Raw genomic sequence first — 12,747 nt, forward strand, 5'->3', positions numbered from 1 at the left:
TGACGGCCGGTCCCTCCCGGCGCCCCGACCCGCACCCGGTGCCCGACCGGCCGGGGCCGCCCCCGCACCAGCCCACGCCGCCCTGAGGCACCGGACCGTGTCCGTCACGGCAGCGGGCCGGACGGGCGGATCGTCAGGCGTGCTCGCCCGTCCGGCGGTGGGCCCGGCGGCGCAGTGCCGCCGTCGCCGCCAGGGCCAGGGCCAGGGCAGCGCAGGCGGCGGTCAGCGCGGCGGCGCGGCGGACCGTCCCGCCGTCGCCGACGACCGCGAGCGCGTGGAAGCCGGTACCGGCCGGCGGCTCGGCGGCCGGGCCGGAGGACAGGACGCCGGTGAGCGCGCCGTTCACGTCCAGGCGCGGCACGTCGGCGGGGTAACCGGTGCGTTCCAGCCGGTCTGCGGCCTGCGCGGCGGTCAGGTCCGGGTGATAGGCCCGTACGAGCGCGGCGGCGCCGGCCACGTAGGCGGCGGCGAAGGAGGCCCCACTGCCCACGAAGTGGCCGTCACCGGACGGTCCGAGGCCGCTCACCAGGTCGCCGGGAGCGGCCAGGTCCGGCCCGGCCGGCTCGAGCGCGCCGTCGGGACGCTTCCCGTCGGCGCCGAAGTCGACCACCGAGAGCACACCCGGCGCGGCCGCAGGCCAGAACGTCGTGGGGGACGCCGTCGCACCGTGGGTGGAGGAGGCGCCGTCCGGCACGGCGGGGGCGACCAGCAGCACGTCGTGCGCGGTGGCGTAGCGTACGGCGGAGGTGAGTGAGGAGTCGCTCCGCGCCAGAGCCGCCGACACCGTCACGACCCGGCACCTGGCGTCCACTGCCGCCCGGATCCCGCGCGCGACCGTCCTCGCGTCGGCGTTCCCGGTCTCGTCGGTACCACGCGCGGCGAAAATCCGCGCGGCCGGCGCCACACCGGCGAACCCCACGCCCGAGCGCGGAGCGGCGGCGATGAGCCCGGCGACGAAGGTGCCGTGCCCCACGCAGTCCGAGCCCGCGCCCGGCTGGACCGTGACTCGGCCGGACAGCGCTGCCGCCTTCGGCGACACACCCGTGTCGACCACGCCGACCGTGACGCCCACACCCTCGGTCAGCAGCCCGGCCTTGGCGAGCCCGAGCACCCGCTGGGCCCACGGCACCTGGGTCATGACGGTGGCCGACCCCCCGGTGCAGGTCGTCGCCGTGGCGTCGAGGCGGGCGGGGACGCTGGGCAGTCTCAGCACGCTCGCCGAGGGCGAGGGCGAGGCCGAGGTAGGCGCGGCGGTTGCCGAGCCGGCGGCCATGCAGAGCAGGAGCACGGCGGTGGCGGCGGATGCTGCCGCGCCGGTGCGGATGCCGTCACATGTGAGCGGAGGACGTGTCCGTGTCCGTGGACGCGGGAGAAACCTGGGAGTCACAGAGCCTCCGTCGCCTGTCGTCGTCAACTTCTGGAAGGTGCACGTATCGTAGCCGCGCGCGACAACGTGCCGGACGCGCGCCGTCCGTCATGTGTGCACATGCGGTGGCGTCACCAGGCCGGCGGTCGGGCACTGCGCCGGGCGCAGGCAGTGTCACACGTCATACTCCAGGGCCCGGCACCGCGTGCGCAGCCGGGAGCGCTTCGCGGGGTCGCGTCACCGCCGGGGGCCGGCGAAGTACGTGTGTCCGGCACGTCGCACAGGGCCGCATGCCATTCCGCGGGAAGGGGGAAGCCTCGCGGAGGCGACTTTGTGCTGTGCGGGAGCGGGAGGGCTCTCCGGGGCCGAGCGACGGGCCCCGTCCGGCGTCCGAGGGCGGAGCAGTGCTGCGAGACGTGGTCGGAGCGTGCCCCTACGCTCGTGTGTTCCCGTCAGTCAAACGACGGATGTGTCCTTCTTTCACCCGGGGCACTCTCAGTCGAGCCAGTCTCGGCAGACCGTTCGTGAGGTGAGTGACCGTGTCCGGACCCCGCTACCCCCGTCTGCTCAGGCCTGTCGGTAACGTGTGGGACTGGCAGCTTTCCGCTGCCTGCCGGGGCATGGACAGCTCGGTCTTCTACTCGCCGGCGAATGAGCGCGGACACCGTCGCCGGGAACGCGAGGAGCGGGCGCGCCAGGTGTGCGCCGGGTGCCAGGTCAAGGAGCAGTGCGCGCGCATGGCGCTCGCGGCGGGTGAGCACTACGGCGTGTGGGGCGGGCTGTCGGAGGCCGACCGCAACCGGTTGGTGAACGGTGACCTGCCGGAGGCCTCGTGACCCTGCCTTCCGCTCCGGATCCTGCGTCGGGCGGGGCGTCGTGAGACGCACGGGCACCGCCGGCCGATGCGGCGGAGGTGGGACCCGGTGGTGCGGTGGGACAGGAAGAGACGTTCTCGGACCGACGGCTGGTCAGCCCCTCGGTCGCCGGTGTCGCGATATGCGGCTCCGGGACCGTCAGCTCCTCTCGGGCGATGGGAGCGCGGAGGCCGTCGGCCTCCCCACCGCCCGCTGCCAGCGAGTAGGGAACGCGCGACGCAGCGTTGCCGTCCGTGCCGCCTTGCCGTCGCGCGCAGGATCGGGGGCACCCGGCGGAAGGAGGCGTCGTCGCCCGGCCGTGACCGGCGGGACCGGCCGGGGTTGCCGGACAGCGGGTGTCACCCGTGGGCACCGCGTTCGCGGCGCACCACGGGACCGTGCCGGCCGGCACCTGAAGCTCGCGGCCGTTCGGCGGACCAACGGTCCGGGCAGCGCGGCCACCGTGCCCAGCCCCTAGGATGGAACCGAAAAGGTCACTGTCACCGAGGCGGCGTGAACGTGCGAACGCCCTGCCGCCTCCGGGTTCGCCACCGCGGCAGACAAGGGGGTGATCGGTGACCAGCGGCAACATCTTCGAAGCGCACCTCGGCGGCGACGGTTCCGGGGGAATCGGCCCTCAGCTCGGGGATGCTCTGCACCACACCGTCTCCGAGACGGTGCGCCGTTCGGGTGCCGTCGCGGCTGCCGTCTATCTGCTGAACGCGGACCGGACCCACCTGGAAGTGGCGATGATCGCGGGCAGTCCGCCCTCGATCTTCAGTTTCCTCCCCGGAGCGGACCTGGACTCGCCCTACGAGCCCGCTCGCGCGCTCACATCGGACACCACAGTGGGTGACCTGGAAACACACGGGGAGGCGGAGCATCCACAGCCCCCGCTGTCGTATCCCTACCTCGCGCTCGCCACCCCGGTGGTCGCAGGGGACCGTCGCTTCGGTGCCCTGATGACTCTCCGGCTCGATACTCACGGCCGCTACTCGGCCGCGGACCAAGCGGCGCTGGAGGACATGGGAAAAGGGCTCGCCGCCGCCCTCACGGCGCTCGCCGACCGCGGTGAGGCGGTCGTCGCCGCCTGCACTCCGACTCTCATCCCGGCACGGCCCGCGAGTGTCCGCACAGCGGGCTGGGGTCTACCCGGTGTGCCCGGCTCGGGTGGCACGAGCATGATGTACCCGCTGCGCCGACTCGCCGACCTGCTGAACCAGGCCACGACCAAGCAGGACGTCATAGCCGCCGCACGGTCCTGCGTCATGACGCCGCTGCGAGCCCGGGCCATCGTCCTCTCCGTGGCCCAGGACGGACGCTTCTGGGTCGTCGGACACAGCGGCAACTCCTCCGAGCTGGCCCGAGGCCTGCACGGCAGCAGGGTGAACGCTCCCTCGTCGACGGCGGACGCCCTCCGGGCCGGCCCGCAGTTCCGCACCGTGGAGCCGGCCGGACCCGGTGGTGGGTCCGACACCGGGTCCCCGTCGGCCCAGGATCTCGCCGAGGCACACCTGCCTCTCATCGGGAACAGGCACGTCCTCGACCTCCCGCAGCCCCAGGGCAGCGACGTCCTCGGCGTGTGCTGCCTGTTCTTCGACGGACCCCGCGGCTTCCCGCCGGAAGAGCGGGCCCTCATGACCATGATGGCGGGTCTGCTCGGCGCGGCGGTGCAGCGCGTCGAACTGAGCGCGCAACAGCAGCAGGTCGCCGAGCACCTGCAACGCCAGCTCCTTCCTCCCGTGCTCCCTCTGTTCCCCCGGCTGACGGCCACCGCTCGGTACCGGCCCGCCGAGATCACGTCCAAGGTGGGCGGGGACTGGTACGACGTGATCAGCGCGCCCGGTGACCGCGTCGTGTTGGTCGTCGGAGACGTCGAGGGGCACAGCCTGAACAGCGCCGCGCTGATGGGCCAGGCGCGGACCGCACTCGCCTCCTACGCCGCGGAGGGACACCGTCCTGCCGTGGTGATCGACCGCACCGGCAGACTGCTCGCCAAGTTGGGCGCGGACCTCCTCGTGACCTGCTGCGTCGTCTCCCTGGACACTTCCGACGGTACGGCCGAGGTGGCGCTTGCCGGCCATCCCCAGCCCCTGGTGCGCCAACCCGACGGATGTCTCTCGGCACTGCACGCGCCCGCCAACCTTCCACTGGGTGTCACCACCGATCAGGCGTACCAGGGCCGTGAGCACACGCTCCGGCCCGGCTCCGTGCTGATGCTGTACTCGGACGGTCTGCACGGCTACGCCGCCGCCGACCCGGTGTCGTGGGCACAGCCGGTGTTCGACAGCGCCGGCCCGGAGACCGGCGAGGACCTCGAGCAGCTCGCCGACCATGTGGTCGCCGAAGTCACCAGAACCGCCGCAGGCGCCGCATTCCGGCAGGGCCATGACGACGCGGTGCTGCTCCTGGCGCGCTACGAGGCTGCAGCCGGGAAGGAGGCGCCGCGCACGGCGGCGCTGCACGTGCAACGCCGCGATCTGCAGGGGGTCAAGACGGCCCGCGTCTTCGTCACGGAGCAGCTGCGTGCCTGGGATCTGGCGAGGCTGGCGGACACCCTGCAGCTCCTCGTCTCCGAGCTCGTCACGAACGCCCTGGTCCACGCGGACAGCGACGTCGATGTCCGCCTGCGCGCCTCCGCCGAACACGTCCGGCTGGAGGTGCGGGACTCCGACAGCGACCCGCCGATCCCCTCCCCGCTGGCCCTGGCCGAGGAGGACAACGCCGAGGCCGAGCACGGCCGTGGCCTTCTCATCGTGGAGGCGCTGGCCGGAGGATGGAACACCTCCCCCAACGGCCGCGGCAAGACGGTGTCGCTGAAGATGACCGTCCCGGACCAGCCCCTCGCGGGCGTGCCCATCCCGCAGGGATAGAGCGCTCCGGGACCGGTGGGGGCTCCGTCACCTCCCACGCGCGCCAAGAGGACCGGGCGACCGGACGGCCCGCTCTCACGTCTCCGTCGCCCTCACCTCAGGACGCCCCGCCATACGGCTGAGGCCTACAACGGCCCGGCCACCACGGTGCGGGCCCGACATCCTTGTCGGTCCCACCTCGCGCAGTGCGGTGCCGGCACGGCTGGGCGCAGAAGCCGACGGTGCACAGCACATCCGGCCTTCGTCCCGGCAGGGCGACGAGAACGGCCGACGGGCCGCCGCAGGCTCTCGCACACCCGCTGCCCGCGGCCGTCCGGCCCTCGACGCCAGGAACACGTTGTCCCCGGCGCGCCGAGACTTCCTCCGTGTCTCCTGTGCGGGCCGCGCCGTCGTGCGCGGCCCGGACCGCAGGGGCAGGGACACTGCGGCCGGCCCCTGGCCGCGGCCACCCGCAGCCGCGCCCCGTCACAGTCCCGCCTCAGCGTCCCGCCGGCACCCGGTCGCGCCGCGCCCGGGCCGATCTCTCGCGCGCGACCTCCAGGCGCCGCTGCTCCTCCGCCGTGAGGAGCTTCAGCAGCCTCGGATTGCCCGCCCAGCCATTCAGTAGGGCGTGTGACCCACCCAGCCGCAGGGAGTACGCCCACATGCTCTCCCCCCGGCCGTGGTCGACCCAGGCACTGGCCCAGGTGACCAAGTGATGAACTGATCCTGCACGGCACCGCCGACAGGATCCTGCCCATCGACTCCACCGCCCGCTCCTTCCACAAGGCCCTCCCCCACGCCGACTACGTCGAGGTCGACGGCGCCCCCCACGGCCTGCTCTGGACCCACGCCCAGGAAGTCAACGACGCCCTCCTCACCTTCCTCGCCAAGTAATCACAGCCAGTGCGACGGTGGCCCCACTCCAGCGAGGCCAGGGGTGGGGCGCCCGCCGTCGGCCTCGTGCGCATCCGACGGAGTGCCGTCGGTTCTCCGGGGGACCGGGGAACGCGTTTCGCGGGACCGCTGCCGCGGCGCCGCTCCGGAGACGGCCAGGGCTGCCCGCGTCCTGGCCGCGCGCACGGCGCCGGACATGCGAGCGCTGTTGCAGCGCCCCTGGTGCCGACGCCCGTCGACGAAGAAGGCGTGTGCGCCGACTCCACGTCCTCGGCCTTGTGAGGTGCACCGGGGCCCGCTCGGACGATCACGGATGGCTGCCCGAGGAGGGCCAGCGGGCGTACGTGCTCGGGGCACGGACGCATGTCGCCGGTCCCCGTGCGCGGACTCGCGGCGGCCGCCGAGGACGGATGCCGCACAGCGTCCGACCGGTGAGGTGGTCTCCGGTTGCTCTCCCACTCCGCCCAGGTCCGGTGGACCGCCCACGGACACCGCCGGCAGTCGTTCTACCGATGCGTGACCGGGGTTGTCACGCCGAACATGACGTAGGCCGGCATGAAGGCAGCCGGCAGATCGACCACTGCAAGGGGAGTCCGTCACATGAACAGCGACAGAGCGAACACCGGCCACGAGGCGTCGGCGCAGTGCGGCCCGCCCGTGCTCCTCACCACGCTCTGGCGTCTGTTCGGCCCCAAGGGCCCCTCACCCGTGCTGTGCCGGATGCGCTACGCCGAGGACGATCCGTACGCGGTGGCGCTGGATCTCTTCGGAGACCTGGACACGGACGTCTGCGTGACCTGGGTGGTGGCGCGGGACCTGCTGGCCGGGGGAACCCGGCGGCCCAGCGGCGAGGGCGACTTCCTCGTCTGGCCCTCCTACCGGCGCACCGGCGAGCCCTCCCGCCTCTGCTTCAGCCTGATCGGGCCCGGGGGGCACGTCACCTTCGCGGCGGACCTGGCGGACGTCCGGCACTGGCTCGACGCCACGTACGCGCTGGTCCCCTCCGGCACCGAGCACCGGATGATCGACTGGGACGCCCTGACCGCGCACTGGCTCGACCGGACGTGACATCCTCGCTCCGTACGGCGCTGCCCGTACCCTCCCCGCCGGGCGGACGCCTGGACCGGATCGCGCGTTCGACCCGTCGGCCACCCGGCTGCCGTGAAAAAGGCGCCGGCCGGAAACAGGACTGATTCAGGCCGAATGACTTGTGCGAGCACCACAAGCACTGCCCAGTCCGGGGATGACCCTCTGACCTATGACATGGTTCGCACCCTGCGGCCCGGCGGAGACCCGTCCCGCTCCTCGCGGACGACTGTCAGCGGCCCGATCCCGCCTCCGCCACGGTTCTGACCTTCCTCGTCAACCGGCTCGCCGGCACAGCCTGACAGTGGTGCCTCGCCGGCTTCCGGGACCAAGGCTTCCCGCTTTCTTCTCGCCCTCGTACACCGACGAGGAGTACGACAACTGGAAGCACCGGTCCGGGATCCGCCGCACGATGTTCGACGACCGCATGTTCGAGGCGGAGAGCACCCGGACTTCCAGCCCGACCCCGGTGACGTGGTCGTCGCCCCGTACAAGAACCGAGACGTGTCCGCCCCCACCGATGTGAACAACCAGCTCGCGGCGGGGCATCGCGCACGTGCCGTGGCAGGCCTGATCGGTACGACGTGTGTGGAGTCCATCCCGCACAGCCGCGAGGGAGCGTGGCCACCGGATGACGCTCGTGCAGGACGCGACCGCCCCCGACGGCGGTCCCGACTCCCACGAGCAGATGGTGCAGTGCTACGCGCTGGTCTCCCACGACGTCGTCACCGCGGACGAGCCGCTGTCCCCGGGACCGTTCCGAGGCGGTGCCCGGACACACCCCGGTCACGGCCGCGCGACCGCCCCCGGTGGGCGGCGGCCACCGGGTGCTCCGCCGGGTCGTCGGGAAAAGGCCGGCCAAGAGCGCCACGCCCTGTCCCGAGCATGCCATGCGTCCGGCATCGTCACTTCCCACGGCATGGCGTTGGGGTTCCTCGCCGTGTCACCGCGAGCACACACATATACCGAATCCGTGACATGTCACGCGAACCTGGCGCGGAACACCCGCCAATGACATGCTCGGCCCATGGCTACATCATTTCCTGAAATCGGCGATAGTTCCGATGATCTCGGGACGGCCGCGGCGTCCCGGCTGACCGCGGAGCAGGTCACCCGGGCCCTCCGCTACGCGAAACCGGAAAAGGTCGCCGCCGGCCAGATCCTCTTCGACATCGGGGACGACTCCGGTGACCTGGTGCTGTGCGGCACGGCCCATCTGGAGGCCCTGTGCCCTGCCGAGGCACCCGACTGCGAGGACGTCTTCTTCAGCTACGGTCCCGGGCAGTTCGCCGGGGAACTCGGTCTGTTGACCGGACAGCGGCGGGGCCTGACCATCCGGGTGACCACTGCGGGCACGATCCACCGGGTGGACGCGCAGTCCCTCCGGCAGCTGATGAAGCAGGAGACGGAACTGTCCGACCTCTTCCTGCGCACGTTCCTGGCCCGCCGCCGGCTGTTGCGACTGGCCACCGAGCAGACACTGCGGGTGGTGGGCGACGCCCACTCCGCGACGGGGATGAGCCTGAGAACCTTCCTGGCCCGCCAGGGAGTCCCCTACTCCTGGGTGCCGGAGGACTCCGCGGAGGGGCAGGAGATCCGGTCGGCGACCGGCACGGCCCCGGCCGACCTTCCTATCGCCCTGATCGGCCGCGACGTGCTGCCGCGGGTCACCCCCGGGTCCCTCAGCGAGCGGCTCAACCTGGCCTACCGCCGCACCGGCCGCGGAACGTCGGACCTGGTCGTCGTGGGCGCCGGCCCGGCGGGTCTGGCGGCCGCCGTCTACGGAGCCTCCGAGGGGCTGGAGACCGTGCTGCTCGACGCGGTCGCCACCGGCGGCCAGGCGGCCACGAGCGCACGCATCGAGAACTACCTGGGCTTTCCGTTCGGTCTCAGCGGCGCCGACCTCGCCGCTCGCGCAGCGGTCCAGGCCCTGAAGTTCGGCGCCCACATCGCCAGTCCCTGCCGTGTGGTGGCTCTGGAAACGGACCGGGACACACACGTGATCACACTCGTCGACGGCACCCGGATCCGTACCCGGGCGGTGGTGATCGCCACCGGCGCGGCCTACCGTGCGCTACCCGTGGACCGGTGGGCCGAGCTGACCGGCAGCGGCATCTACTACGCGGCCACCGATATGGAGGCCCAGTCAGTGGCCGGACGCCCAGTCGTCGTGGTCGGCGGCGCCAACTCCGCCGGACAGGCGGCACTCCATCTGGCGAGGCACGCCGCAGGTGTCACCCTGGTGCTGCGCGGCGCCGACCTGGGCGCCCGCATGTCCTCGTACCTGGTGGACCGCATCGTCGGCGACCCGCGCATCACCGTTCGCACCAGCACCGAGGTGACCGGACTGCACGGCGATTCCCGTTTGGACGGCGTATCACTGACCGAGCGCGGAGACGGGACGCGCCAGATCCCGTGCGCGGGCCTGTTCTGCTTCATCGGCGCCGAGCCGGCCACCGGCTGGCTGACCCACGTGGCACGGGACGACAAGGGTTTCATCCCGACCGACCGCGCGCTGACACCGGCGATGCTGGGTCCGTTGTGGGGAAGCCTGGGCCGCGCCCCGCTGCCGTACGAGACGAGCGTGCCGGGGGTCTTCGCCGCGGGAGACGTGCGGGCGGAGTCGATGAAGCGGGTCGCGGCGGCCACCGGCGACGGCGCCAGCGCCGTCCGCTCGGTACACCAGTACCTCGCCCTGGTCACCCAACCGTGAGACGGCGAAGTCCGCTTCTCAGCGGTGGGATGCGTCCTGCTGCCGGCGTCCGGACCTGAGCAGGTTGTTGTGTACTCGGCGCGGGTACTTGGCCACCGCGCAGGGCACCGCTGCGGTGCCGCATTGGCGGCAGTTCCGCAGATGCTCCTCGTAGTCGTCGCTCGCCTCGTCGAGGCGCTGCCGAATGGACACCATGGGCAATCCGTGAAGACGTGCTGCCGCGGGGTGCGGCAGAGAAGGGGGACCACAACAGGGGCTGTAGGACGGCCACACGTTGCACTGTGATCTTGTTACCCGTGGTAGAGCAACTGCGACCGGATCACATGTGTGTCGCCGGGGACTGTCCACTGCGAGCAGTCGGCCGCAGCGCTGCGTCTAGAATACGTTTCAACGAAGGGATCAACATGACGCAGCCACTGCGCGACGAGGACATCGTCCGCGTCGACGATCAGGTGTTTCTGGTGACCGGCAGCAACACCAACTGGGTGATCGTCAAGGAGGGCAGCGACGCCACACTCATCGACACCGGTTACCCCGGTGATCACGCCAGGGTTCTCGCCTCACTCGCTGCCGTGGGGCTGGAACCGCGGGATGTGACCGCCGTCCTTGTGACCCACGCCCACACCGACCACATAGGCGGAGCGGAGCGCATCCGCTCCGAGTATGGCACCTCGGTGCTCATGCACGAGCAGGAGGTGCCGCACGCCCGGCGCGAGTTCCTGCACCAGGTGTCGGTGGGCCAGGTGCTGGCCAATGCCTGGCGCCCGGGAGTCATACCGTGGGCTGTGCACGCCATCCGCTCTGGTGGGACGGCACACGTGCCCGTCGCCGACCCGTCGCCGTTCCCCGCACCCGGCGCACTGGATCTGCCCGGTGCTCCCGTACCCGTCCATACACCCGGGCACACGGGTGGCCACTGCGCCTACCATCTGCCTCACCTCGGCGTCCTCGTCAGCGGGGACGCTCTGGTGACCGCCCATCCGACCTCGCGCGTCCATGGGCCGCAGCTCCTCCCGGACATGTTCCACACGGACCGTGAGCAGGCGCTTGCCGCCCTGTCCCTCCTGGAGCCGGTGGACGCCGACGTCGTCCTGCCGGGGCACGGGCCGCTGCACCGCGGCATCGTGAAGGAGGCCGTCGTTCACGCTCGCGAGCGGGCCGCTCGGTAGCCCACGGCCGGTCCACCGGGCCGGCCGTGGGCTCGCGAAAACCCACAAATTATCCACAACGCCGAAGGATGCTGGAACGGCGCAGACGCGACGCCGGGCCGCGCAGGAGACCAGGCTCCCGGTTCCCCGGTGACCGGGGCAGCCGACGTCCACCGTCCGTCGCCGCCGTCACCGTCGCCGGCACAAACCTCGGCTCGGGAGGTCACCGGCACACCGGCCGAGAGCCGAGCACGGACAAGGCCAGGCCTTCGCACAGGCACCCGCCTCGACGGCTTGTCACCTGACCCGCCGGGCGCACGGACCCACCGCACACCACCCGATGACAGGAGTCACCCGTGACCACTTACCTGGCCGACTCGGCCGAGACGCGCTACGTCGACGGACCCGACGGCGAGCGCTTCGCATACCGCCGTTTCGGACGCGAGGGGACTCGCCCGCTCGTCATGCACATGCGTCTGCGTGGCACCATCGACCACTGGGACCCTGCGTTTCTCGATCTGCTGGCCGCGGAGCGTGAGGTCATCATCTTCGATAACCGCGGCACCAACTTCTCGACCGGCAGCGCGCCGGTGACCATGGATGAGCTGGTCCAGGGCTCCCTGGCCTTCATCGGCTCCCTGGGCCTGACCGACATCGACGTGCTGGGCTGGTCCATGGGCGGCATCGTCGCCCAGGGTGTCGCCCTGGCCGCGCCGGAGCTGGTGCACCGTCTGGTGGTGGCCGGCAGTTCCGCCGGCGGGGTGCCCGACCTGCCCGCCCCGCCGGAGCGTGTCGCCCAGACCACCGGCAAGCCGAACAACGGCGACGAGGACTTCCTCTACCTGTTCTATCCAGAGACCGAGAAGGCGCGGGCGGCCGGCCTGGCGTCGCTGCGGCGGCTGGATCACCGGCTCAAGCAGTCGAACGCCGCGGTGAGCGCCGACGCCTTCCGCGGTCAGCTGGCCGCCCTCGGCAGCTTCAAGGGGTACTGGGACCGACAGGAGGAGCTCACCCTGCCCGTCCTGGTCGCCAATGGGGCCCACGACGTGATGATTCACGCCTACGCCACCTACGCGATGTCGCAGCGGCTGCCCAACGCCAAGATCATCCTGTACAGCGATGCCGGGCACGGGTTCCTCTTCCAGCACCCGGAGGACTTCGCCCACGAGGTCAACCGCTTCCTCTCCCTCTGAGAGCCCGCGCCTCCACCTGGCGCAGCGGACGTCGCGGCTGCGCCTCCGCGCGCTGACGACATCCGCACGAGCGTTCAGCCGGACCCGCCGTATCCCATGCCCGGTCGGCTCCCCTGTGGGTTCGCGCCGCGCGCCGAGTGCGCACAGACGCTGTCCCGGCGACGAGAAGCCGAAGCCGCGTCCAGCGGCCGGCAGATACCGGCGTGTTGGCCCGGCGAGTGCAGCGGAAGGTGAAGACAGCTCCGCCTCTGATCGGGGGGAGGCGGAGCTGCCGAGGGCCGGGGTCCGAACGGCTGCCAAAGGGGAGTGAAACTCGAACCGGTCGGTGCGGAGGCCGCCACGCGTGCCGCGAGGCAGTTACTCGTGCCCCTGCGACGGCCCAGGGGGGCAGGCGCCCTTCGCCGCCCCGGGCCATCCGGTGCTGCCCCGCGGATCGCGTTTCGCGGACCTGCTGAGCTGGATCGACGACAACCTGAGCGCGGACCTGAGCCTCGACGCCATGGCGCAACGGTGCGGTCTGAGCGTGCGCACGCTGAGCAGGCGGTTGCTCCAGGATGTCGGAGTCACCCCCCAGCAGATGGGTGACCTGACGCCGAACGCGTACCGGGCCTCGTTCCACGACCGGTGAGGCGGGACCC

General features: G+C 71.9%; 9 protein-coding genes and 1 pseudogene. 8 read left to right on the forward strand and 2 right to left on the reverse strand.

All coding sequences use genetic code 11. The annotated features are described in order from the left end of the window. Positions 1 to 133: 133 nt before the first annotated feature. Positions 134 to 1,213, reverse strand: coding sequence for a S8 family serine peptidase (locus ACZ4WH_RS24020; RefSeq protein ID WP_468183675.1), 1,080 nt, complete (start codon positions 1,211 to 1,213; stop codon positions 134 to 136). A gap of 737 nt (positions 1,214 to 1,950) precedes the next feature. On the opposite strand from ACZ4WH_RS24020, the gene ACZ4WH_RS24025 reads away from it, so the two are divergent. From ACZ4WH_RS24025 to ACZ4WH_RS24045, 5 genes and pseudogenes are all read left to right on the forward strand, one after another. Continuing rightward, positions 1,951 to 2,202 carry a WhiB family transcriptional regulator gene (locus ACZ4WH_RS24025; protein ID WP_468183738.1) on the forward strand — a complete coding sequence of 84 codons (252 nt, stop codon included), beginning with the start codon at positions 1,951 to 1,953 and terminating at the stop codon, positions 2,200 to 2,202. A 593-nt stretch (positions 2,203 to 2,795) separates the two neighbouring features. Continuing rightward, positions 2,796 to 5,093, forward strand: a complete 2,298-nt coding sequence (locus ACZ4WH_RS24030) for an ATP-binding SpoIIE family protein phosphatase (RefSeq protein WP_468183678.1) — start codon at positions 2,796 to 2,798, stop codon at positions 5,091 to 5,093. A 702-nt stretch (positions 5,094 to 5,795) separates the two neighbouring features. Next, positions 5,796 to 5,969: pseudogene (locus ACZ4WH_RS24035) on the forward strand (alpha/beta fold hydrolase); the annotation flags it as partial. Between the two features lie 600 nt (positions 5,970 to 6,569). Continuing rightward, the gene (locus ACZ4WH_RS24040) at positions 6,570 to 7,037 is read left to right on the forward strand and encodes an SsgA family sporulation/cell division regulator (protein ID WP_468183681.1); all 468 of its coding nucleotides are present in this window, start codon (positions 6,570 to 6,572) and stop codon (positions 7,035 to 7,037) included. 1,045 nt (positions 7,038 to 8,082) lie between these two features. Beyond that, complete coding sequence (locus tag ACZ4WH_RS24045; RefSeq protein WP_468183684.1) at positions 8,083 to 9,768, forward strand: FAD-dependent oxidoreductase; 1,686 nt, start codon at positions 8,083 to 8,085, stop codon at positions 9,766 to 9,768. A gap of 18 nt (positions 9,769 to 9,786) precedes the next feature. Here the strand turns inward: ACZ4WH_RS24045 and ACZ4WH_RS24050 are convergent, their stop codons facing one another. Further along, positions 9,787 to 9,963, reverse strand: coding sequence for a hypothetical protein (locus tag ACZ4WH_RS24050; protein ID WP_468183687.1), 177 nt, complete (start codon positions 9,961 to 9,963; stop codon positions 9,787 to 9,789). A gap of 209 nt (positions 9,964 to 10,172) precedes the next feature. Between ACZ4WH_RS24050 and ACZ4WH_RS24055 the strand changes: the two genes are divergently transcribed. The 3 genes from ACZ4WH_RS24055 (at position 10,173) to ACZ4WH_RS24065 (ending at position 12,737) form a co-directional block, all read left to right on the forward strand. Then, complete coding sequence (locus tag ACZ4WH_RS24055; protein ID WP_468183689.1) at positions 10,173 to 10,937, forward strand: MBL fold metallo-hydrolase; 765 nt, start codon at positions 10,173 to 10,175, stop codon at positions 10,935 to 10,937. 335 nt (positions 10,938 to 11,272) lie between these two features. Beyond that, on the forward strand, positions 11,273 to 12,109 hold the full coding sequence (locus ACZ4WH_RS24060; protein WP_468183692.1) for an alpha/beta fold hydrolase: 837 nt from the start codon (positions 11,273 to 11,275) through the stop codon (positions 12,107 to 12,109). Between the two features lie 343 nt (positions 12,110 to 12,452). Beyond that, positions 12,453 to 12,737, forward strand: a complete 285-nt coding sequence (locus ACZ4WH_RS24065; RefSeq protein WP_468183695.1) for an AraC family transcriptional regulator — start codon at positions 12,453 to 12,455, stop codon at positions 12,735 to 12,737. The last annotated feature ends 10 nt before the right edge of the window (positions 12,738 to 12,747 follow it).

This window comes from Streptomyces sp. NPDC029138 (genome assembly GCF_055564375.1).